This is a genomic window from Nocardia sp. NPDC051833 (assembly GCF_040681225.1).
Classification (GTDB): domain Bacteria; phylum Actinomycetota; class Actinomycetes; order Mycobacteriales; family Mycobacteriaceae; genus Nocardia.
The window spans coordinates 463,712-483,637 of sequence record NZ_JBFAYK010000004.1 but is presented as its reverse complement, the minus strand read 5'-3'; the positions used below and the strand labels follow the sequence as shown (position 1 = coordinate 483,637).

The 19,926-nt window shown below is 70.8% G+C and carries 22 protein-coding genes and 1 tRNA gene; 9 read left to right on the top strand and 14 right to left on the bottom strand.

All coding sequences use genetic code 11. The features are described from left to right. Positions 1-8: 8 nt before the first annotated feature. The 5 genes from AB0L91_RS30690 to AB0L91_RS30670 form a co-directional block, all read right to left on the bottom strand. The gene (locus AB0L91_RS30690) at positions 9-629 is read right to left on the bottom strand and encodes a response regulator transcription factor (RefSeq protein ID WP_365015938.1); all 621 of its coding nucleotides are present in this window, start codon (positions 627-629) and stop codon (positions 9-11) included. Then, positions 626-1,768 carry a histidine kinase gene (locus AB0L91_RS30685; protein ID WP_365015937.1) on the bottom strand — a complete coding sequence of 381 codons (1,143 nt, stop codon included), beginning with the start codon at positions 1,766-1,768 and terminating at the stop codon, positions 626-628. Before AB0L91_RS30685 ends, AB0L91_RS30690 begins: the two co-directional genes overlap by 4 nt. Further along, the gene (locus AB0L91_RS30680; RefSeq protein WP_365015936.1) at positions 1,765-2,568 is read right to left on the bottom strand and encodes an ABC transporter permease; all 804 of its coding nucleotides are present in this window, start codon (positions 2,566-2,568) and stop codon (positions 1,765-1,767) included. Before AB0L91_RS30680 ends, AB0L91_RS30685 begins: the two co-directional genes overlap by 4 nt. Then, a complete protein-coding gene (locus AB0L91_RS30675; protein WP_365015934.1) occupies positions 2,565-3,506 on the bottom strand; it encodes an ABC transporter ATP-binding protein in 942 nt (313 codons plus the stop codon). Before AB0L91_RS30675 ends, AB0L91_RS30680 begins: the two co-directional genes overlap by 4 nt. A gap of 109 nt (positions 3,507-3,615) precedes the next feature. Beyond that, entirely contained in the window at positions 3,616-4,299 is a 684-nt protein-coding gene (locus AB0L91_RS30670; protein WP_365015932.1) for a hypothetical protein, read from the bottom strand. Positions 4,300-4,337: 38 nt separating this feature from the next. Here AB0L91_RS30670 and AB0L91_RS30665 point away from each other — a divergent pair, with 38 nt between their 5' ends. Further along, positions 4,338-4,958, top strand: a complete 621-nt coding sequence (locus AB0L91_RS30665) for a helix-turn-helix domain-containing protein (protein WP_365015930.1) — start codon at positions 4,338-4,340, stop codon at positions 4,956-4,958. A gap of 2 nt (positions 4,959-4,960) precedes the next feature. On the opposite strand, the gene AB0L91_RS30660 is transcribed toward AB0L91_RS30665, so the two are convergent. Continuing rightward, positions 4,961-5,980, bottom strand: a complete 1,020-nt coding sequence (locus tag AB0L91_RS30660; RefSeq protein ID WP_365015928.1) for an aldo/keto reductase — start codon at positions 5,978-5,980, stop codon at positions 4,961-4,963. Positions 5,981-6,113: 133 nt separating this feature from the next. Between AB0L91_RS30660 and AB0L91_RS30655 the strand changes: the two genes are divergently transcribed. From AB0L91_RS30655 to AB0L91_RS30645, 3 genes are all read left to right on the top strand, one after another. Continuing rightward, positions 6,114-6,692 carry a TetR/AcrR family transcriptional regulator gene (locus AB0L91_RS30655; protein ID WP_365015926.1) on the top strand — a complete coding sequence of 193 codons (579 nt, stop codon included), beginning with the start codon at positions 6,114-6,116 and terminating at the stop codon, positions 6,690-6,692. Positions 6,693-6,743: 51 nt separating this feature from the next. Then, positions 6,744-7,502, top strand: a complete 759-nt coding sequence (locus AB0L91_RS30650) for an ATP-grasp domain-containing protein (protein WP_365015925.1) — start codon at positions 6,744-6,746, stop codon at positions 7,500-7,502. A 282-nt stretch (positions 7,503-7,784) separates the two neighbouring features. Further along, positions 7,785-8,990, top strand: a complete 1,206-nt coding sequence (locus tag AB0L91_RS30645; RefSeq protein ID WP_365015924.1) for an FAD-dependent oxidoreductase — start codon at positions 7,785-7,787, stop codon at positions 8,988-8,990. A 92-nt stretch (positions 8,991-9,082) separates the two neighbouring features. Here AB0L91_RS30645 and AB0L91_RS30640 read toward each other — a convergent pair whose 3' ends face one another. Then, entirely contained in the window at positions 9,083-10,792 is a 1,710-nt protein-coding gene (locus AB0L91_RS30640) for an ABC transporter ATP-binding protein (RefSeq protein ID WP_365015922.1), read from the bottom strand. Further along, positions 10,789-12,576 carry an ABC transporter ATP-binding protein gene (locus AB0L91_RS30635; RefSeq protein ID WP_365015920.1) on the bottom strand — a complete coding sequence of 596 codons (1,788 nt, stop codon included), beginning with the start codon at positions 12,574-12,576 and terminating at the stop codon, positions 10,789-10,791. Before AB0L91_RS30635 ends, AB0L91_RS30640 begins: the two co-directional genes overlap by 4 nt. 181 nt (positions 12,577-12,757) lie before the next feature. Between AB0L91_RS30635 and AB0L91_RS30630 the strand changes: the two genes are divergently transcribed. After that, complete coding sequence (locus AB0L91_RS30630; RefSeq protein WP_365015918.1) at positions 12,758-13,360, top strand: helix-turn-helix domain-containing protein; 603 nt, start codon at positions 12,758-12,760, stop codon at positions 13,358-13,360. Here AB0L91_RS30630 and AB0L91_RS30625 read toward each other — a convergent pair. Next, a complete protein-coding gene (locus AB0L91_RS30625; protein ID WP_365015916.1) occupies positions 13,297-14,166 on the bottom strand; it encodes an alpha/beta hydrolase in 870 nt (289 codons plus the stop codon). The two genes, AB0L91_RS30630 and AB0L91_RS30625, sit on opposite strands and share 64 nt — an antisense overlap. A gap of 86 nt (positions 14,167-14,252) precedes the next feature. On the opposite strand from AB0L91_RS30625, the gene AB0L91_RS30620 reads away from it, so the two are divergent. After that, positions 14,253-14,846, top strand: a complete 594-nt coding sequence (locus AB0L91_RS30620; protein ID WP_365015914.1) for a TetR-like C-terminal domain-containing protein — start codon at positions 14,253-14,255, stop codon at positions 14,844-14,846. Here AB0L91_RS30620 and AB0L91_RS30615 read toward each other — a convergent pair. Continuing rightward, on the bottom strand, positions 14,843-15,703 hold the full coding sequence (locus AB0L91_RS30615; RefSeq protein ID WP_365015913.1) for an alpha/beta hydrolase: 861 nt from the start codon (positions 15,701-15,703) through the stop codon (positions 14,843-14,845). The two genes, AB0L91_RS30620 and AB0L91_RS30615, sit on opposite strands and share 4 nt — an antisense overlap. 54 nt (positions 15,704-15,757) lie before the next feature. Further along, positions 15,758-16,150, bottom strand: a complete 393-nt coding sequence (locus AB0L91_RS30610; RefSeq protein ID WP_365015911.1) for a PPOX class F420-dependent oxidoreductase — start codon at positions 16,148-16,150, stop codon at positions 15,758-15,760. An 82-nt stretch (positions 16,151-16,232) separates the two neighbouring features. On the opposite strand from AB0L91_RS30610, the gene AB0L91_RS30605 reads away from it, so the two are divergent. Together AB0L91_RS30605 and AB0L91_RS30600 are read left to right on the top strand one after the other, a co-directional pair. Further along, positions 16,233-16,739 carry a hypothetical protein gene (locus AB0L91_RS30605; RefSeq protein WP_365015910.1) on the top strand — a complete coding sequence of 169 codons (507 nt, stop codon included), beginning with the start codon at positions 16,233-16,235 and terminating at the stop codon, positions 16,737-16,739. Positions 16,740-16,794: 55 nt separating this feature from the next. Beyond that, positions 16,795-17,346, top strand: coding sequence for a TetR family transcriptional regulator (locus AB0L91_RS30600; RefSeq protein ID WP_365015908.1), 552 nt, complete (start codon positions 16,795-16,797; stop codon positions 17,344-17,346). Between the two features lie 252 nt (positions 17,347-17,598). On the opposite strand, the gene AB0L91_RS30595 is transcribed toward AB0L91_RS30600, so the two are convergent. Next, positions 17,599-17,672 (bottom strand) — tRNA-Ile (locus AB0L91_RS30595). Between the two features lie 106 nt (positions 17,673-17,778). On the opposite strand from AB0L91_RS30595, the gene AB0L91_RS30590 reads away from it, so the two are divergent. Then, on the top strand, positions 17,779-18,219 hold the full coding sequence (locus AB0L91_RS30590) for a nitroreductase family deazaflavin-dependent oxidoreductase (RefSeq protein ID WP_365015972.1): 441 nt from the start codon (positions 17,779-17,781) through the stop codon (positions 18,217-18,219). A 190-nt stretch (positions 18,220-18,409) separates the two neighbouring features. Here AB0L91_RS30590 and AB0L91_RS30585 read toward each other — a convergent pair whose 3' ends face one another. Continuing rightward, positions 18,410-19,414 carry a zinc-binding dehydrogenase gene (locus tag AB0L91_RS30585; protein WP_365015907.1) on the bottom strand — a complete coding sequence of 335 codons (1,005 nt, stop codon included), beginning with the start codon at positions 19,412-19,414 and terminating at the stop codon, positions 18,410-18,412. An 89-nt stretch (positions 19,415-19,503) separates the two neighbouring features. Further along, positions 19,504-19,902, bottom strand: a complete 399-nt coding sequence (locus AB0L91_RS30580; protein WP_365015905.1) for a hypothetical protein — start codon at positions 19,900-19,902, stop codon at positions 19,504-19,506. Between the last annotated feature and the right edge of the window lie 24 nt (positions 19,903-19,926).

The window sequence follows — 19,926 nt, the reverse complement described above, 5'->3', positions numbered from 1 at the left end:
GGCGCGTATCAGATCCAGCCCTTCTCCCTCGCTTTCAGGGCGGCCTCGTAGCGGTTGGAGACGCCGAGTTTGCTCATCGCCGAGGACAGGTAGTTGCGGGTGGTGCCCGGGGACAGGTGGGCGCGGCGGGCGATGTCGTCGACGGAGGCGCCGTCGGCGGCGAATTCGAGGACATCGGCCTCGCGCGCGGTGAGGACGGTGTCGCCCGCGCTGATCGCCTCGGCCGCCAGCTCCGGGTCGACATAGCGGCCACCCCGGTGGACGGTGCGGATCACCTCGGCCAGGGTCGCCGCCGAGGTCGTCTTGGGCAGGAAGCCGCGCACCCCGGCGGCGAGGGCGCGTTTGAGATAGCCGGGCCTGCCGTGACTGGTGACGATCAGCGTGCCCGCGCCCGGGGTGATCCGCTGCAACTCGACGGCGGTATCGATACCGTCGATCCCCGGCATCTGCAGGTCGATGACGGCCACCGCCATCGGCTCGCCCGCGTCGGCGCGACGCCGCCACAGGTCGACGAGTTCGGTGCCCGATCCCACGTGCGCGACGACCGTCAGATCGGCCTCGAGCCCGAGCATCGTCGCGAGCGCGGCTCGGATGAGCGTCTCGTCGTCGGCGAGGTAGATCGGAATCACATCGTCTCCCAGTGGATTTCGAGGGTGAATTCCTCGGCGATCGCAGTGACGTCGAGGGTCGCGCCGACGGCGGTGAGCCGCTCGGCCAGGCCGCGCAGCCCTGAGCGCGCGCCGATCGCGGCATGCGGGCGGTCGTTGCGCAGCGACATCCCGGCGCCGCCGAGTGCCAGCGTCGCGGTGGTCGCGGCGGAGTGCTCGACGATATTGGTCGTCCCCTCGCGCACCACCCAGGCCGCCACCTCGTGGAATCGCGGCGGCACGGCGGCCGCGTCGCCTTCGACGACGAGCTCGCAGCCGACCGCCGAGAGCAACGACCTGGCCCCGGCGACCTCGCCCCGCAGGTCGATATCGCGGTACCCACGGACCAGCGCGCGCATGGCACCCATCGACTCGACGGCGAGCATCCGCACCGCCTCCATCTCCGACTCCGCGTCCGCGTGCTGACCCGATCGGGAAAGCGCGACGGCCAGTTCACTTTTCACCGCGATCGCGGAGAATCCCCGCCCGACGACATCGTGCAGATCGCGCGCGAAGCGCAAGCGTTCCTCGGCGACCTGCAACTCGGCTTCGACGAGTTTCGCGCGGTCGAGTTCGTCGATGATGCCCAAGCCCCACACGGTGAGCAGCGTGACCCCGACGGCGAAGAAGCCGGTGCCGAGGAACACCGCCGCGGCCTGCGGCGCGGCTCCCTGTGGGAGCCCGAAGACCAGCGCCGTGGCCAGGGCGAGTCCGATCAGCAGCCACCACCTGTGCCGGACGAACGGCACGATGGCGAACATCGCGAACATCGTCGCGAATCCGCCGGCCGCCCGCGCGGTGTCGACGATCCGCTCGTCGGTGGCCAGCAGGGACACCACCGCGCCGATCCCCCACAGCCCGGCCAGCGTGGCCGCGGCCACCGGCAGCAACCACGGCCGCGCCACCATTCCGCGCCTGGTGGCGAGATCGGGCTGCGCTTCCATCGCCGCGACGGCCGCGATCCCGCCGATGACGATCATCGGGATCGACGGACCGGAGGAGGCGGACAGGGCCATCGCGGCCACCACCGTGACGATGGCCGCCTGGAGGGTGAGCCGCGAGTACAACCGGAACTTGGCCGCGCTCGACAGCTCGTGCCACCCGGCGGTCCAGCGCCTCATCCCCGATCGTCCCAGCGGAAGCTCCTGCGGGTCAGCGCGAGTGCCAGGACCGTCCATATCGCCAGTGTCGCAAACGCGGGGCCCGCTGCGGTGACGGTCCCGGCCGCGCTCAGCACCGGATCGGTTGCCGTTGCCGTCGCGGTCTTGCCGGCCGCGCCGAGGAACACCAGGTCGGAGACGGCGGCGAACGGCGTCCAGTCGGCGAGCACGGCCAGCCGGTCGGGCAGGACGGTGCGGATCGAGGCGAGCCCGAGCATGGCCAGCAGCATCACCGGCAGCGAAGTGATCTGGGCGGCCTCGGCGTTCTTGGTGACCGCGCTGGTCGCCAGCGCGAGCAGCGCGAACACCCCGATCCCGCCGACCAGTGCCGCGATCATCAATACCGGATTGATCGGTGCGGGCGCTCCGCTGCCGTAGACGACGGCGGTGACGACGACCGTGCACGCCAAGGTCACCAGGACACCCGGAACCGCGGGCGCGGCCTGGATCTGCCAGTCGGCGGCCTCGCCGGTGCGCAACCGTTTGAGCACACCCTCGCTGCGGCGAGTCGTCACCATCGACAGCACCGAGTAGTACTGCACGAACACCAATGCCATGAGCGCGAGCATCTCCACGGCCGCCGCGGCCATGGCGGCCGTCGGCGCGGTGTCCTTGCGGGCGATGAAATAGGTGGCCAGCGGAATCCCGACCGGGAACAGCGTCGCCAGGTAGACGAGGGTCTTGTTGCGCCGGAACTGCAGCCACTCGGCCGCGGCGAGGGCGGCGAGCGGACGGCGGCGGGGCGCGGTGGCGGTGGTCATCGTCGGGCTCCGATCAGTTCGGTGGCGGGCGCGGGGGCGTCGTGGTCGCCCGCGATGTCGAGGAAGACCGATTCGAGGGAGGCGGCGCGGGCATCGAGCCCGGCCAGCCGGACGCCGGCCTCGCGCGCCCAGTCGAGCAGGGCGAACAGGTGTCCCTGCAGGTCGTCGGTGCTGATGGTGACGCGCTCCCGCGCCTCGATCCGCGCGCCACGCAGCGGCGGCACCGGCAGTCCGGGATGGTCGAACACGATCCGCGACGGATGACCGTCGACGATCTCGCGCAGGGTCCCGCGCCGCGCCACCGCGCCCTTGTCCATGATCACGATGCGGTCGGCCAGCGACTCGGCCTCGTCGAGGTAGTGCGTGGTGAGCACCATCGTCACCCCGGCCGCCTTCAGGTCGGCGAGCAATCGCCAAGTCGCGCGGCGGCTCTCGGGGTCCAGGCCGGTGGTCGGCTCGTCCAGGAACAGCAGGCGCGGCTGCCCGAGCAGCGCGCAGGCCAGGTCGACACGGCGTCGCTCACCGCCCGAGAGCGAGCCGACCCGCACCGTCGCGCGGTCGGCCAGGCCGACCTGGGCGAGCACGGTGTCGACGGTGGTCGGCGTGCTGCACGTCCCGCGCCACATCGCCAGCGTCTCGGCGACGGTGAGCTCGGCGGGCAGTCCCCCGGACTGCAGCATGATCCCGACCCGCGGACGCACCTGATCGCGATGCCGGATCGGGTCGAGGCCGAAAACCTCGACCCGGCCCGCCGACGGCGCGGCCAGCCCCTCCAGCATGTCCAGCGTCGAGGTCTTGCCCGCGCCGTTGGTCCCCAGCAGCGCGAACACCTCCCCCTCGACGATGTCCAGATCCACCCCTGCGACGGCTTCGAAGGCCCCCGCACCGCGACCATAGGTGCGGCGCAGCCCACGCGCGGCGATGACGATGTCGTTCATCGTGTGCCCCTTTCTCACACTCTCCACGGTCGTCGACGCGGGCTCTCCCCAGTAGTAAGCGCGATCACCGATCAGCGATGAATCCCGCACGGGCAGCCGATGACAAAAGTCATGCGCGCTCGGCGCCCGACGAATTCCGCAGCAGCGCAATCCCGTACACCGCGAACCAGATCGTCCACAGCAGCCAGCCGGACAGGCCGACCAGTCCGAGCGGCCCCTTCTCGTCGATGACCACCGGCGCGAGGGCCGCCGCGGTGAATTGCATTGCGGCAGCGAAGAATCCGATCACCGCGTGCCAGCGCGGAACGAGCCCGGCGAGGCGTCCGGCCAGCGTCAGGCCGACGAGCGCCAGCGCCAGGAAGGTGCCGTTGAGCGCGAGCAGCGCATCGTGGAGCACCCACAGCGCCCCCGTCTCGGGTGCGAGACCGAGGGCGTAGCGGATCGCGACAATCACCGTGAAAGCGGCGTTCTGCAACAGCAATCCGGCGAAGCCCACAAGCGACCACCCGGTGCCCGCCGCACGTTCGGCCCGCCGCACCGCCGTCAGCACACCGGCGCCGAACACCACCGCGCAGAACCACGCCAGCGGTGTCGGCGCCATGGCCGCGGCGACCAGACCGCGATGGTCGGCGAAGAACGCGCCCGCCGCGCCGGAATCGGTGCCGGGCGTCGGCAGTCCCGCGGGCACGAGAACCAGGTTCGCACCCAGGATGACCAGGACGAACACGATTCCCGCCACCCCGGCGATCCGCTGGAACCGCACCTCGGCCGAGATATTGGCTTTATCACTCATGTTTTGAATATAGTGACCGTAAAACGAAAGGGGAACCGTTGCCGAGCGACCCACCGCGCCGCCGCTACGACTCACTGCGCCGCACCCTGCAGGCCCAGGCCACCAGCGCCGAGATCGCCCACGCCGCGCGCCGTCTGTTCGTCGCCCAGGGCTGGGCCGCGACCACCGTCCGCGAGGTCGCCCGCGAGGCGGGCGTCTCGGCGCCCACCGTGTACTCCGCGTACGGCAGCAAAACCGGCCTGGTCCAGGCGATCGTCGATGCCGCCGACCTGTCCGCGGACGGGCCGCGCATGCTCGCCGAACTCGACGCCGCCGCAGGCGATCCACCGCGCCAGCTGGCCGCCATGGCCGGCTACGACCGCCGCCTCTTCGAACGCGCCGCCGACGTGATCGCCCTGGTCCGGGAAGCCGGTCGCACCGAACCCGAGCTGGCGACCACCTACCGCGACGCCCGCCGCCGCGCCGACGACGTCCGCGTCCAGGTCTTCACCTCCTGGCCCGACGGCACCCTCCGCGACGACCTGGACACCGCCGTCGACGTCTACGCCGCCCTGTGCACCATCGACGTCTTCACCACCTTCACCACCGAACGCGGCTGGTCCCCGGACCGCGTCGAGAAATGGTGGGCCACCACCCTGTCCCGCGAACTCCTGGCCTGAGGTCAGCGGCGGCGCAGGGCGGGATCAAGGAGGGACGGTGGGGCGTCGTTCTTCTCACCGGGGGCGAGGTCGGTGCCGGGAGCGACGATGGCATCGATGGCGTCGAGGACGTCAGCGGACAGGCGGGTGTCGGCGGCCGCGAGTTGCGCGTGCAGGTGTGCCGGGGTGCGCGGGCCGATGATGGCGCTGGTGACGCCGGGGTGGGCGGTGACGAACCCGAGGGCGAGCTGGATCATGGTCAGCCCGGCCTGGTCGGCGACCTCGGCCAGCTGTTCGACGGCGGCCAGCTTGGCTCGATTGGCCGGGACCGCGGTGTCGAAGCGGTGGGGCATGAGCGCCGAACGGCTGGTGGCGATCTCGCGATCGGCGCGAATGGCGCCCGAGAGCCAGCCCGAGGCGAGCGGGCTCCAGGCCAGTACGCCGAGCCCGTACTCCTGGGTGACCGGCAGGACGTGGGTTTCGATGCCGCGCTGCAGGATCGAATAGCTCGGCTGCTCGGTGACGTAGCGGCCCAGGTGGTGTTCCCGCGCCGCCCACTGCGCCTGCACCACGCGGTAGGCGGGATACGTCGACGAGCCGAAGTAGCGGATCTTGCCCGCCTGCCGCAGGTCGGTCAGCGCCGACAGCGTCTCCTCGTCGCTCACGCTCGGGTCCCACCGGTGGACCTGATAGAGGTCGACGTGATCGACCCCGAGGCGGCGCAGACTGTCGTCGAGCGCGGTGACCAACCAGCGACGCGAACCGCCGCGACGGTTGCGCTCCTCCCCCATCGGCAGGCTCGCCTTGGTGGCCAGCAGGAGATCGTCGCGACGCCCCGCGACGGCCTTGCCGACCAGTTCCTCCGACTCGCCACGGCCGTAGACATCGGCGGTGTCGACGAGGTTGACACCACCCTCGACGGCGACGTCGATCATGGCGGTGACCTCGTCCTGGGTGGACCTGCCCAGCGCGCCGAAGTTCATCGCGCCGAGCACGAGACTGCTGACCTGAACACCGGTACGGCCGAGACTGCGGTACTGCATGGGTTGCTCCTCCGTGAGCTGTGCGACTTGGTCCAGGCCGCCGGATCTGACATCCTGAACAAACGGAACAACGTTCCGCTAATCAACATACGGAACATGGTTCCGTTTGCCAACCCTCGGAGGTGACAGCACGGTGGCCGACCACGACAGTGCACCCGCGGCGCCGCGTCAGCGCGCCGATGCCCGGCGCAATCAGCAGACCCTGCTCGACGCGGCGGCGGCGGCTTTCGTCGCCGCGGGCGTCGACGTCCCGGTCCGCGAGATCGCCGCCGCGGCGGGCGTCGGCGTCGGCACGATCTATCGCCACTTCCCCACCCGCGCCGACCTGATCGTCGCCGTCTACCGGCACCAGGTCGACGCCTGCGCCGCGGCGGGCCCCGCCCTGCTCGCGACCGACGACTCACCGCACGCCGCGCTCGCCGCGTGGATCGAGCTGTTCGTCGACTTCCTCGCCACCAAACACGGTCTCGCCGAAGCACTCCAGTCCGACGACGCCGCCTTCGACACCCTGCACACCTACTTCCTCGACCGGCTGCTCCCCGTCTGCGCCGAGCTGCTCGACGCCGCCGCGGCGGCGGGCGAGATCGGTCCCGGCACCGACCCCTACGAATTCCTGCGCGCCGTCGGCAATCTCTGTATCGGCGCGGGGAACAACCCCCGCTACCAGCCGCGCCGCGTGGTCGCCCTGCTCGTCCGAGGGTTGCGAACCTAGGAATCCGTGATCACCGAGCGAATCATCCTGCGGTGGAGGATGATCGGAAGGATGAGGTTCGATGTCGCGTTTCTGCAATACGCCGGCTCGGGTCCGATGCGGCACGAGGAGCGGCTACTCTCCGAAGGCCTGGCACGGCGCGGCATCCCCGTCCGCTACTACAGCTGGAAGCGGATCCACCACCGGCAGCTGCCACTGGGGCCGACCACCTTCATCGCCGGCGACACCGACGCCATGCACGGCGCCATGCGCCAGCTGCGCATTCCGGTGCCCGAACCCGACGACTACCCCGAGGCGCTGCGCGACTATCTCGGGCGCAGGGTGTGGACATCGACCCTGGGTGAGGTCGAGAGCGCGCTCGACACCGGCTCGGCGACACCGGTCTTCGTGAAACCGGCCGACCGCCGCAAGCGCTTCACCGGCACCGTCTGCTACTCCGAACGCGACGCCACCGCCTGGCACAGCACCAGCAGGCGCCGCCGGGTGCGATGTTCGGAGGTGGTGGACTGGCGCACCGAATACCGCGTCTACGTGATCGACGGCCGCATCGTGACCGTCGACCACTACGACGGCGACCGCGCCGTCACCCTGGACATGTCCATGGTCGAGTCCGCCGTCGCCGCCTACCACCGGACCGACACCGCGCCGATCGCCTACGGCATCGACTTCGGCGTCCTGGCCGACGGCCGCACCGCCCTGGTCGAAGCGAACGACGGCTACGCCCTCGGCGCCTACGACATCACCGCCGACGACTACACCGAACTCGTCCTCCGCCGCTGGACCGAACTCCTCACCACCTCCGGCGCCTGAGTCCGCCTTCCGCGCGCCGGAGCTCCTGACCGGAATCGTCTACCTCTCGGCCTGGTGCCGTGTCGAGTTGCCCAGCGTCGCCGACTATCTGCGACGCGCCTACATTCGCCTGTCCCAGGATCGACAGTCGCGGCCAGTCATCTGGGCGCATGCCTGCACGCGGCGCGGATCGCTGCGATCCTCGACGCTCACACCTCGGCTCGGTGACCTGTGTCACGTCCTGTCACAGCGCATGGCCCGGCGGCGTCTCATGCCCGAAGCCCTCGAGTGAAGGAGAGACCGATGAGCGAGAAGATCCAGGTGGTCGTGGTCGGTGGCGGGTACGCGGGTGTGATGGCGGCCAATCGGCTGACCCAGCGCGGCGATGTGGCGGTGACGGTGGTCAATCCGCGGGCGCGATTCGTCGAGCGGATTCGGCTGCATCAGCTGGTGGGCGGGACCGACGACGCGGTGGCCGAGTACGGCGATGTGCTGGCGACCGGGGTGCGGCTGGTGGTCGACACGGTGACCGGGATCGACGCGGCCGGGCGCACCGTCGCGCTGGGCAGCGGCGACACGATCGGCTACGACTATCTGGTCTACGCGGTGGGCAGCGGCAGTGCGGCGCCGCAGGTGCCGGGTGCGGCCGAATTCGCCTATCCCATCGCGAGTCTGGAGGAGGCGCAGCGGCTGGGCCCGGTGCTCGACGCTGCGGCGGCGACGGCCGCGGTGACGGTGGTCGGCGCGGGGCCGACCGGGATCGAGACCGCCGCCGAACTGGCGGAACAGGGTCGCGCCGTGACGCTCGTCTGCGGCGACGTGCTCGGCCCGTACCTGCACGCCCGCGGCAGGCGCGCGGTCACCAAACGGCTGACCGCCCTCGGCGTGACGATCCTGGACGGCCCCGACGCGAAGGTCGTCGAGGTGACCGCGGAGTCCGTGCGGCTCAGCGGCGGTCATGTCCTGCGCAGCGCCGTCACCATCTGGACCGCCGGTTTCGGCGTCCCCGACCTGGCCACCCGCAGCGGCCTGCGCACCGACGCCGTCGGCCGCCTGCTCACCGACGAGACCCTGACCAGCATCGACGACGACCGGATCGTCGCTGCGGGCGATTCGGCGGCACCGTCGAACCTGCCGTTCCGGATGAGCTGCCAGGCCGCGGGCCCACTGGGCGCGCACGCCGCCGACACGATCCTGCGCCGGATCGCCGACGAGCGCCCCGACCCGATCGATCTGGGCTTCGCCGGTCAGTGCATCAGCCTCGGCCGCCACGCGGGCGTCTTCCAGTTCGCCGACAAGGACGACGCCGCCAAGTGGTTCCACCTCGGCGGCCGCCCCGGCGCGAAGGTGAAGGAGTTCGTGTGCGGCCACACCATCAAGCAGCTGGCGACCGAGGCGCGCAAGCCGGGCACGCACACCTGGGCCAAGGGCGACCAGCGCGCGCAACTGTTGCGGGACCGGGCCGACACCGACCCGGCGGGCGCGGCCGCGACCGCCGGGCACCGGTGACCGATCGGCCCCGACGACCGCGGCAGGTCATCGGGGCCACCGGCTCAGGTGCACGCGGCTGCCGGGAACAGCGGTGAAAAGGGCAGCGCTACTCAGGCATTCGGCGTCGCGGTGATGCTCCAGAAGTCGGCGTAGCGACCACCCAGCTCCAAGAGCTCACGATGGGTGCCCTCCTCGACGATGCGCCCCCGGTCGACGAAGACGACGCGGTCGGCCGTCGCCACGGTCCGCATCCGGTGCGCCACCAGCACGACGGTGCGCCCCGCCATCAACCGCTCGATGCCCTGATGCACGGCGGCCTCGTTCACGGGGTCGAGGGCGGAGGTGACTTCGTCCAGCAGGACGATGGGCGCGTCCTTCAGCAGCGCGCGGGCGATCGAAACCCGTTGGCGCTCACCGCCGGAGAGCAGCGCGCCGCCCTCGCCCACGTCGGCGGACCAGCCGCCGGGCAGTCGCTCGATCACCTCGTCCAGGCCGGCGGCCGTCGCCGCGGCGCGGACCTCGGCGTCGGTGGCGTCGGGGCGGCCGAGCCGGATGTTGTCCTCGATGGTGCCGTCGAAGAGATAGACGTGCTGGAAGACGATGGCGATGCGCGACATCAGGGTCGTGGTGTCGATCTCGCGCACGTCGACACCGCCGATCCGGACGGCGCCCGCGCCCACGTCGTGGAAACGCGCGAGCAGCTGGAGCAGGGTGCTCTTGCCCGCGCCCGAGGGACCGACGATCGCGAACCGCTGTCCCGAGGGCACGGTCAGTGACAGGTCGTCGACGACGGTTCGGTCGCCGTGCGCGAAGCCGACGGCGTCGAATTCGAGGTCGTGCCGGTCCGGTGCGATCGGGTGGTCGGGTTCGGGCAGCGGTGCCAGCTGGAGCAGGTCGTCCAGGCGGGTCAGTTGTGCTCGCGCACTGCGCAATCGGCCGCCGATCTCGGCCAGCGACAGCAGCGGTTCGGCGCAGCGGGCCGCCAGGACGAGGATCGCCAGCAGTTCGGCCGCGCCGACCCGCCCACCCAGCGCGAGGTAGGCGCCGAGGGCGAGCAGCACGGTGAACCCGACCTGCACGGCCAGCGTCAGGCCGACGATGCCGGGCAGGGCCGACAGCGCCGATCGGCGGGCGGCGCGCTGGAGTCCGCGCAGGGCGTCGTCGAGCAGGCCGAAACGCTCGGTGGTGCGGCCACCGGCGCGCAGCACCGGCTGGGCCTGCAGATACTCGATGACCCGGCCGGCGGCCTGGTGATCGCGGTCGTGGCGTTCGGCGTCGGCGGCGGCCATCGCCCGGCCCGTCCAGCCCTGGATCGCGGCCACCAGCGGAACGGCGACCAGCGCCGCCAGCCCCAGCTGCCAGTTGAAGGCGAGCAGCACGACCACGATCGTCAGCGGCGTCACCACCGCGCCGACGAACGGCGCGAGCAGGTGCGCGATCACGCTCATCGCCTCCAGCACACCGCGACTCGCGAGCACCGACACCTCGCCGACCCGGTCGGGTCCGTACCAGCCGAGCGGCAGCCTGGCGAGGTGATCACCGAGCCGGTGATAGGTCCCGCGCAGCAAGGTGGTGCCCGCGCGGAAACCGGCCAGGTCGCTGAGATAGCGCAGGGCACCGTAGAGGGCGACCGCGATCCCGAACGCGAGCAGCCACGGCTCGGCGCCGTTCGGGTCGGCCCCGAACAATTCTCGGAGCACCGGCACGAGCAGGGCGTAGGACAGGCCTTCGAGGACCGCCGTGGCCGTCATCAGCGCGACGGTCCGGCGCACCGGTCCGGCGTACTGATGTCCGAGCACGCGCAACAGGGTCCGGATCATGATTCGTCTCCTCCGTGGGATCGCCGGAACGCGGCGACGGTGCTGTGGCCCGCCAGGAGCCGCGCGGGCGCGCCGCGCTCGACGATCACGCCGTCTTCCAGCACGACGACGGTGTCGGCGTCGGCGATGGTCTCCGGCCGGTGCGCGATGACCAGGATCGTGCGGTTCTTCCGCAGGCTCGACAGCGCTTGCCGCACAGCCTGTTCGGTCCGCGGGTCCGCGAAGGCGGTGGCTTCGTCGAGCACCAGGATCGGGGTGTCGGCCAGCAGGGCGCGGGCCAGGGCGAGGCGTTGCGCCTCACCACCGGACAGCCCGGCCTCCACGCCGAGCACGGTGTCGTATCCGCGCGGGAGTTCGGTGATGCGGTCGTGGATACCGGCCAGCCGGGCCGCGCGGACCACCCGCGCGTGGTCGGCCTCCGGCACGGCCAGCGCGATATTGTCGGCCACCGACGCGCGCAGCAGGCGCACGTCCTGGAAGACGAACGACACCTCGCGATAGAGCCGGTCGCTGCCGATCTCGCGCAGGTCGACGCCGCCGAGCGTGATCGCGCCGTGGGTGGGGTCGAAGAACCTCGGAAGCAACTGCACGAGAGTGGATTTGCCGCTGCCCGACGGGCCGACGAGGGCGGTGACCGTCCCCGGTTCGAGGACCAGATCGATCCCGCGCAGCACCTCGCGCCCGGCGTCGTAGCCGAACCGGACGCCGCGCAGTTCCACGCGATGCCCGCGCGGCGCGATCGGTTCGACCGGCTCGGGCAGCGGTGCGACGTCGAGGACGTCTCTGATCCGGCCCACCGCGCGGCCCGCCGCTTGCAGATCGTCGAAGCCGTGGCCCAGGGCCGCGACCGGGGCGGTCAGCCCGAGGCCGAGCAGCAGGAACGGCAGGAGATCGACGGGAGCCAGCCCGCCCCTCGTGATCAGCCAGGCGCCGCCCACCAGGACGACCAGCAGTACAAACGGCGGCGACAGCGCCAGTTGCATCCCGGCGGCGATCGGCGAGAGCCCGCGCGCCCAGCGCAGGAAGGTGTCGGCGAAATCGTCCACCGCCGAACGGAATCGGCGGTGCGCGCGGTCGCCGCCACCGAACGCCTTGACCTCGGCGATGCCCTGCACGAACTCCACGACCGCATCTGCGATCCGGCTCATCGCCGCGTCGAACTCGGTCTGCTCGCGCTGTCTGGCCGGGGTCATCATGAGCGGGACCAGCGCGATCGCCAGCAGCACCGGGATCAGCGTGATCAGGGTCAGCCGCCAGTCGACGGTCACCAGATAGACCAGCGACACCAGCGGCACCACGAACGCCGACACCAATTCGCCGGGCGCGTGGGCGAGGAACGGATGCACCGCGCTCACATCCTCGCCGACCACCTTGGCCAGTTCGCCGGTGCCGCGCCGGGAGAACCACCCGATCGGCACCCGTCCCAGATGGGCGGCCAGCTGCCGCCGCAACGACAGCTGCACCGCGCCGTCGACGAGGTGCCCGAGCCCGGCGGACGCGGCGGTGAACACCAGCCGGACGAACAGTCCCGCCGCCCCGAGGACGACCACGAGCCACACGTGACCGCGATCGATCGGCCCCGACGACAGCAGGGTGCGCCCCAGCTCGACCACGGCCAGCAGCGGGGCCAGGCCCGCGACGGCGCCGATGATCTGCAGGACGATCACGGCCGCGAATCCCCCGAGATGCGGGCGCAGCAGCGCGGTGAGGCTCGGCCCCGCGGGTCCGGCGTCCGGTAGCGCGGCGGAAGTCTCCGCTACCTCGACGAGGTCGGTGGTGGTCATCGGTTTCCCCTTCTCCTCGCGTGACCGCGGCATCGGCACTGGTCGGCGACCTGACGCCGAGCCTCGCGTCGTTCGAGAAAGTCACTGTCTCTAGCAAGTGACTGTAGGTAAGCCAATTCAGACAGTCAATGTCTGTAGCGAGTTACTTTCTGTAACGAGTGGCTCTTGCTAATCTGCTCGCATGACCGGACTTCGCGAGCGGTGGCGGCTCAAGGCCATGCACACCATCCAGGAACGCGCCCTGGATCTCTTCGACGAGAAGGGGTTCGGCGCGGTCACGATCGAGGAGATCGCGGCCGCCGCCGAGGTGTCACCGTCGACGGTCTATCGCCTGTTCGGCACGAAGGAAGGCATCATCGTCGCCGACGAGTTCGACACCATGAGCGAGGCGGAGATCGCCGCCATGGTCGACCCCCACGATCCCGTCGAGAGCCTGCTGCGCTCGGTCCGCGCCGACGAATCCGCCCCCGCCGGTGCCGAATCCGCCCCGGCCGACCAGGGCCCGTGGCGCCGGGTCCGCTACCACTTCACCGAGCCCTCGGTCCGGATGGCCGCCTGCGCGTCGGCCGACCGCACCAGCCGGCGACTGCTGCCCCTGATCGCGTCGACCGGCAAGTTCACCGAAACCCAGGCCCGAGTCGCCACCAATGCCCTGACCTTCGGCTATTTCGCCGCCCTCGAACAGTGGTACCTCGACGGCGGCGAACGACCCATCGCCGACTACGTCGAGGAGGGCCTGCGCCCCTTGCGCGCGCTCTGGCCGTCCGACGACCGACTCGCCTGAATCCAGAACTCCCCCACCGCTCGGACGAACTCGTCCGGGCGCTCGAGCGGGAGGAGGTAGGCGGCGCCGTCGATGACGGCCGCCGACCCCGACGCCAGGGTCGCCGCGGCGGCCCGCGCCTGCTCGCCCGTCCAGTCGGAATGCTCGCTGCCGGTGAGGAACAGCGTCGGCGTGTGAATCGCGGGCAGGTCCGGGGTGAGGTCGCGGCGCCGCAGCGAGATCGAGACGATCGCGTTCGCCATCGCCCGCCGGTCCGCCGCCCGGAATTCCTCGCCCACCATCGCGACGGCAGCCGGATCGCTCACCGCCGTGCGCGGCGAGAGCAGGACCTGGCTCAGGATGTCGACCAGGAACCGGGCCGGGCCGAGGACGCGGTAGAGCGCGAGCAGCAGTCGCGTCCGCTGCCGCCCCTTCCACGTGTACGCGCGGACCGGCGTGCCCGCGGTAACGAGCGTGCGCACGAGGTCGGGGTGCTGGGCGGCCAGCAGGATGCCCACGTGACCACCCCAGGCGTTCCCGATCCAGTCGACGGGCTCCTCGATGCCGAGCCGCCCGAGCACCTGGCTCGCGGCCTCGGCGCACTCCGCCATCGTGTAGCGGCGGCCGGGATCGCCGCTGGCCCCGTGCCCGGGACCGGTCACGAGAACGAGCCGCCGCTCGCGCGCCAGCGCGGGTTCGACCCGCGCCCAGCTGCGGCTGTCGACGAAGAGGCTGTGCCAGAGGACGGCGGTCGGGAGCGTGCCGTCCCGGCCCGTGTCGCGTACGACCAGCGGGCCGACGATTGTCTCGATGATCTGCTCGGACATCGCTGCCATCCCTTCGATTGACAGTGTCAACCTGGGATCAGTATCGTCCCCTGGATTGACACTGTCAACCATGGCGGGAGGTGCTCGTGCCTGCGAAGACGACGCTGCGCGACCGGCTCATCGCGGCCGCGCTCGAGCTGCTCCGTGACGAACCCGCGGAGACCTTGAGCATCCGCAAGGTGGCACACGCGCTGGGCACCAGTCACCAGGCCCCGTACGTGCATTTCGGCGATCGTCGCCGTTTTCTCGCGGCCGTCGCGGGTGCGGGACTCGCGGACGCCGCGGCCGACGCGGAAGTCGCCGTGACCGCCGCGGGCGCCGATCCCGAGGACCGGTTACGCGCGCTGATGCGCTCCTACGTCCACTTCGTCGATACGCGACCCCACGTGCACGCGCTCGCGTTCGGCCCCCTCGTCGCCATGAACGACGACCCCGTCCTGCAAGCCGCCGCGACCCGCTACTGGACCGTGCTGTCCTCCACCGTCGCCGCCAACCAGCCGGCCGGAGTGGACGACGCCGACGTCGCTCGGCGCACCGCGATGATCTGGGGAACCGTGCACGGCATCGCCGGGCTGGCCGCGGCGGGCAAGATCCCGAGCGGTGTGCCTGCCGATCGAATCACCCTGTTGGACAATGCTGTTCACGCGATGCTGGCGGGCTGGCGCGCCGAAGCACGCTAGTCGAGAACACCCCGGAGGACGAGGGCGAAAGCCTCCGGCTGTCCCGGGTAGCCGGACTCTTCCCCGGCGAAGCCGCCGTGATGACTGGGGAACACGACCGGCTTGTCACCGAGCTGCTCCGCGATCGCCGACGAGGTGCGCTCGGTGACCGTGCCCGTCGACTCCTCGCCGTAGCCGAGGACGATCCGGGTGGGTGCCGCGGTGAGAGCGGCGATGTCGGCGCGGTAGTCGAGGACCGGCTTGGACCGCTCCGCCAGCAGCGGGTGGTCACGCGCGCCGTCGTCCTCGACCGGCAGGCCGAACATCGCGGGATCCACGGCGGGCGCGGCGAAATAGCCGTCGGTGAATTCGCCCTGCCAGGACGTCATCGCAATGAACGTGGCCATGCCCGCGCCGAAGCCCTTCGCCGCGTAGGCGTCGCGATACCCGGCCGCCGCGAGCTGGGCTGCCGCCGCGTCGGGGAGCGCGGACAGCAGCGGCGGTTCGTGCGCGACCAGGGTGGTCACGTCCTCGGGATGGGCGGCCACGAGCGCGAACGCGACGATGGCTCCACCACTGCTGGCGAACAGCTCGACCGGGCCCGCACCGAGGGCCTCGATGACGGCGTGCACGTCCGCGGCATGCACCGCGGGGACGTTGTCGACCTCACCGTCGGTGCGGACGCTACGACCGAGTCCGCGCGGGTCGTAGGTGACGACCGTGCGATCAGGGAAATGCGCGGCGAGCGCGGTGAACCCGCCCGCGTCCATCGGGAGACCGATCATGACCAGCGGCGGCCGCCCGTCGGCGGCCGGGAGCGGCCCGTGGACGTCGTAGGTGAGAGTCGCGCCGGAGGTTTCGAGCTCGTGTGTCGTCATGCTGGTACTGACGTGTCGGTAGGCGAGAACTCATCGGCGGGTGCCGAACCGTTCCTACTCGTCCAGCCGGATCCGAATGCCCGCCATGCGCTCGGGCCCTCCGCGCAGCGCACTGCCCAGCAGGCCGACCCGCGCGACAAGGCCGTACTTGCGCTTCATCAGGCCGGGGAAGTGCGCGCTCGTGTCCGGCGCCAGTACCTCGGCGAATCCGGGCACCGAGGGGCCGAGCGGCCTGCCGCGCCAGTCGCAGGCGGCGACCGTCACCCGGCCTCCGTTGCGGATCCGCTTCACCTTTCCGGTGTCCGCCGCGCTCCACACCGCCAGCGACCGCCCGTCGCGCATCACCCAGACCGGGGTGGGGACCGCCCGCCCGTCCCGGCGGAAGGTGGTGAGGAGCAGATACTTGCCGGCCGCCAACTCGCTCAGCACCGTGTCGATGGGTTCCATGGAGAAATACTAACCAGTTAGTTATATTCGTGGTCGTTGGAGCCGCTCGACGGTGCGCACGAGGCAGTCGGAAGGAACCCGGATGGGGCGATTCGTTTGGACCCTGCTCGCGGGCTTCGCGCTCGGCACCCCCGCGGTCCCGCTCGGCCTCTCGCTCTCCCTGCCCGGCCCGATCACGCTGGTCGCGGTGTTGCTGGGGGCGGCGTGCGGTGTCGTCTTCGCGGTGTTCGTCATGGAACGCGTTCGGCTGCGCTGGCAGTCCTGGCGGGTGCGGCGGAATCCGGCTGCGGTATCAGCAGGTTCGGCGAACGGCGAAAGCGGTGTCGGCGGCGCGGCACCCGCCGACACCGCTCGCCTCTCCGGCAGCGCGGGGCGACGAGCACGGCGCGTCCTCGACCGATACGGCGTCGCGGGCTTCGGTATCGCGGGACCCGCCCTCTTCGGTACCTGGGGCTCAGCCCTGCTCGGTGCCGCGCTGGGCATCCCCCGCTGGCGGCTGATCCGGTGGCTGACGACCGGGATCGCCCTGTGGTGCACCGTGCTGCTGTTCGCCTCGGACGCGGCGTTCGCCGTCTTCGGGATCGGCTGACGCAACGGGGTGCACAGAGGCAACTAACCAGTTAGTCCGAATTACGATGGCCGATATGTCCCGCGCCGACGCCACCAAGGCCCGCATCCTCCAGGCCGCCACCGACGAGTTCGCCACCTATGGCATCGCCGGAGCCCGGGTGGACCGGATCGCCAAGGCGGCGGCAGCCAACAAGAACCTCATCTACGTCTACTTCTGCAACAAGGAGCAACTCTTCGACGCGGTCCTCGACGCCAACGTCACCCACGGCCTCGACTCGGTCCCCTTCACCCCCGACGACCTCCCCGAATACGCGGGACAGATCTTCGACTACTGCCAGCAGCATCCCGAGGTCATCCGCCTGGCCACCTGGCACCGCATGGAGCGCGGCGACCAGGACCCGGCAGGCATGTCACCGGCGCGCGAGGCCAAGCTGGCGGCACTCGCCGCAGCACAAAAGAACAGCGGCGCAGGCTCCGACTTCTCCCCCACCGCGCTACTGACCTTCGTCCTGAGCCTCGCGCTGACATGGACCCCGAGCAACGTCGCGAACATGCCCGCCTCCCCGACCGAGAGCGCCGCCGACCGCCGCCGCGCGATCGTCGACGCCGTGCGCCACCTCCTGTAAGCACGCGCAGGGCAACCGAGGCAGCGTGCCGGGCCGAGGTCGAGAGCAAGGCCCAGAAATCGACCACGTCGTCGAGCTTCGGGCGTCGCAGCGGAAGATATTGGCCGATAAGGAAATTCAGCGGTGCCGACGGAGTGCTCGATGTCGCCCCGCGGCACCACGGGCAGGTCGACAATCCCTTGGTCCAGATGCGCTGCACCGGTCGACCCGGCGGCAGTTCTGCTGAGATATCCGCTGGTCAGAGGGAAAAAGTGGGGCGGGTGGGGCTCGAACCCACGACCAGCGGATTATGAGTCCGCGGCTCTAACCGACTGAGCTACCGCCCCTGGCCGCGGGTGTCCGCGGGCGAGTCGCATGGTACCCGGTGGGTGCGACGTTGACCACTCGGCGAGCCGGGTGGCGGGGGTCGGCGGGGCGGGCGAGGATGGGGGTATGGCCGATCTTTTCGTGCGGGTACTGCGGGGGCATCAGTGGGTGTACGAGCACAGCGGTGGGCTGGTGGGGCACCGGTTGCTGTTCGGGAATCCGACGCTGTTGCTGCGGACGGTCGGGCGCAAGAGCGGGCAGGCGCGCACGTCGGCGTTGACCTACGCGAAGGACGGGGCGGATTTTCTGGTGACCGCGTCGAACGGTGGGTCGCCGCGGCCGCCTGGTTGGCTGGCGAATGTGAAAGCGCGACCGGACTGCGAGATCCAGGTGGGGACGCGCAGGATCGCGGTGACCGCGCGGGCGACCTACCCGGACGATCCCGACTACGCCCGGCGCTGGGAACTGGTGAACGCAGTCAACGGCGACCGGTACCGCGGCTATCAGACGAAGACGCGGCGACCGATCGCCGTGGTGGTATTGAACCCGAGAACCGAACCCAGCTAAGCCCTTTCGGCCTTCTGCCGCTGCACGCGTGCCCGCTCCTCGCGGTCGCGACGTTCGATCTTGCCCCCGGGGTTGCTCGCTAGCTTGATCACGCCGACAACCAACAGAAGCACCGCAACTATCACTGCTATAACAATTATTCCCTGCACAGTATGAACTTATAGCGTATTCCGTTGCGGCGCAGACTAAGTTACAATGACGCGCCGATCGTCAAGAGGGTCCGGCCGAGCGCCGATCGGCTCTCGATGACCGCGTGCGCGCGCTCGACTTCCTCGATCGGAAACGTCTGACCGATCACCACCTCCAGCCTGCCTGCGGCGACCTCGGCTTGTGCGCGCCGGGCGATCGAATTCCAGTCGATCTCGCCGGCGACGACATCGAACAAACCGACGACGGTGACTCCGCGGGCGGCGGCCGCATCGGCGTCGACGTGAGCGAAATCACCTGCGGCAGATCCGTATCCGAGGAACGATCCGCTGTCCGCCGCGGCGGTCAGTGCCTGGCCGCCGATCGCGCCACCCGCGCCGTCGAAGACGACATCGGCGCCCCCGCCGGTGATCTCCCGCACCCGCGCCTCCCAGCCGTCGACCGTGTAGTCGACGACCGCGTGCGCGCCGAGCCGCTGGGCGAGGGCGAGTTTGTCGGCACCGCGCGCGGCGGCCACCACCTTGGCGCCCGCCGCCACCGACAGCTGGATGAGCAGGGTGCCGAGTCCGCCGGCGGCCGCGGTGATCAGCACCCACGAATCCGGTGCGACGGCGGCGCTGTCGAAGACGGCGAGCGCGGTGCGGCCGTCGTGGGCGAGGGCGACGGCCTGCTGGGTGCTCAGCCCGTCGGCGATCTCCACCAGTGTCTCGGCCTTGGCCAGGGCGTGTTCGGCGTAGCCGCCGGTGGGGACGCCCCCGCCGACCCCGCTCGCGGCGGTCTGGGTGACGACGCGCTTGCCCAGCCAGCCGGGGTCGACCTCGGCGCCCACCGCGGAGACGACGCCGCCGACCGCGCCGCCGGGCACGTACGGCAGGCTCAGAGCGAAGAAGTCGCCGCCCCAGCCGCTGCGCAGCCTGGTGTCGAGGAACATCACGTCGGCGACCTCGACGTCGACGACCACCTCGGCCGGACCGGGCTGCGGCACAGGGACTTCCCGTACCTCGAGCACTTCCGGACCGCCGAATTCCTTGACCTGCACCGCACGCATCGCGCCTCCTTCGTGGTATTCACGGACGCGTCCAGCTTGGAACCTGAAGTCGAGTTCAGGTCAAGCGGTGTGCGAGGTGGATCACACGATCACGAACCGCCGCCGCAACTCGAACCACCACCGCAGCTGCTGCTCGACCCGCCGCCACAGCTGCTGCTCGACCCGCCGCCACAGCTGCTGCTCGAGCCGCCGCCACAGCTACTGCTGCTCGAGCCGCCACCGCACCCACTGTTGCTGCCGCCGGAGCACCCGGTCCCAGCACAGCCGCCGCTGGAACCACCGCCACAGCTCGATCCCGAACCGTGCGGCCCCGGCGACCCGTCGAAGAATCCGTAGCTCCCCGCCGACCCGGCCAGCCAGCTCTGGTCGACGAACCCCTGGGGCCCGCGCGGCGGGCTCAGCTTGCGCACCAGCACCACGACCGCCGTGACCAGCACCGCGATACCGACCACCACGAACGCGAGCACGATCAACAGCATGACAACCATGTCTGCAGGCTAACCCCCGGATCC

Bases quoted from the DNA above. Each gene is read 5' to 3' on its own strand.
- AB0L91_RS30630 (WP_365015918.1), top strand. From the start codon at position 12,758: ATGACCGGACTTCGCGAGCGGTGGCGGCTCAAGGCCATGCACACCATC.
- AB0L91_RS30645 (WP_365015924.1), top strand. From the start codon at position 7,785: ATGAGCGAGAAGATCCAGGTGGTCGTGGTCGGTGGCGGGTACGCGGGT.
- AB0L91_RS30590 (WP_365015972.1), top strand. From the start codon at position 17,779: ATGGCCGATCTTTTCGTGCGGGTACTGCGGGGGCATCAGTGGGTGTAC.
- AB0L91_RS30660 (WP_365015928.1), bottom strand. From the start codon at position 5,980: ATGCAGTACCGCAGTCTCGGCCGTACCGGTGTTCAGGTCAGCAGTCTC.
- AB0L91_RS30635 (WP_365015920.1), bottom strand. From the start codon at position 12,576: ATGACCACCACCGACCTCGTCGAGGTAGCGGAGACTTCCGCCGCGCTA.
- AB0L91_RS30675 (WP_365015934.1), bottom strand. From the start codon at position 3,506: ATGAACGACATCGTCATCGCCGCGCGTGGGCTGCGCCGCACCTATGGT.
- AB0L91_RS30610 (WP_365015911.1), bottom strand. From the start codon at position 16,150: ATGGAACCCATCGACACGGTGCTGAGCGAGTTGGCGGCCGGCAAGTAT.
- AB0L91_RS30650 (WP_365015925.1), top strand. From the start codon at position 6,744: ATGAGGTTCGATGTCGCGTTTCTGCAATACGCCGGCTCGGGTCCGATG.
- AB0L91_RS30625 (WP_365015916.1), bottom strand. From the start codon at position 14,166: ATGTCCGAGCAGATCATCGAGACAATCGTCGGCCCGCTGGTCGTACGC.
- AB0L91_RS30615 (WP_365015913.1), bottom strand. From the start codon at position 15,703: ATGACGACACACGAGCTCGAAACCTCCGGCGCGACTCTCACCTACGAC.
- AB0L91_RS30600 (WP_365015908.1), top strand. From the start codon at position 16,795: ATGTCCCGCGCCGACGCCACCAAGGCCCGCATCCTCCAGGCCGCCACC.
- AB0L91_RS30685 (WP_365015937.1), bottom strand. From the start codon at position 1,768: ATGAGGCGCTGGACCGCCGGGTGGCACGAGCTGTCGAGCGCGGCCAAG.
- AB0L91_RS30580 (WP_365015905.1), bottom strand. From the start codon at position 19,902: ATGGTTGTCATGCTGTTGATCGTGCTCGCGTTCGTGGTGGTCGGTATC.
- AB0L91_RS30585 (WP_365015907.1), bottom strand. From the start codon at position 19,414: ATGCGTGCGGTGCAGGTCAAGGAATTCGGCGGTCCGGAAGTGCTCGAG.
- AB0L91_RS30670 (WP_365015932.1), bottom strand. From the start codon at position 4,299: ATGAGTGATAAAGCCAATATCTCGGCCGAGGTGCGGTTCCAGCGGATC.
- AB0L91_RS30640 (WP_365015922.1), bottom strand. From the start codon at position 10,792: ATGATCCGGACCCTGTTGCGCGTGCTCGGACATCAGTACGCCGGACCG.
- AB0L91_RS30605 (WP_365015910.1), top strand. From the start codon at position 16,233: ATGGGGCGATTCGTTTGGACCCTGCTCGCGGGCTTCGCGCTCGGCACC.
- AB0L91_RS30680 (WP_365015936.1), bottom strand. From the start codon at position 2,568: ATGACCACCGCCACCGCGCCCCGCCGCCGTCCGCTCGCCGCCCTCGCC.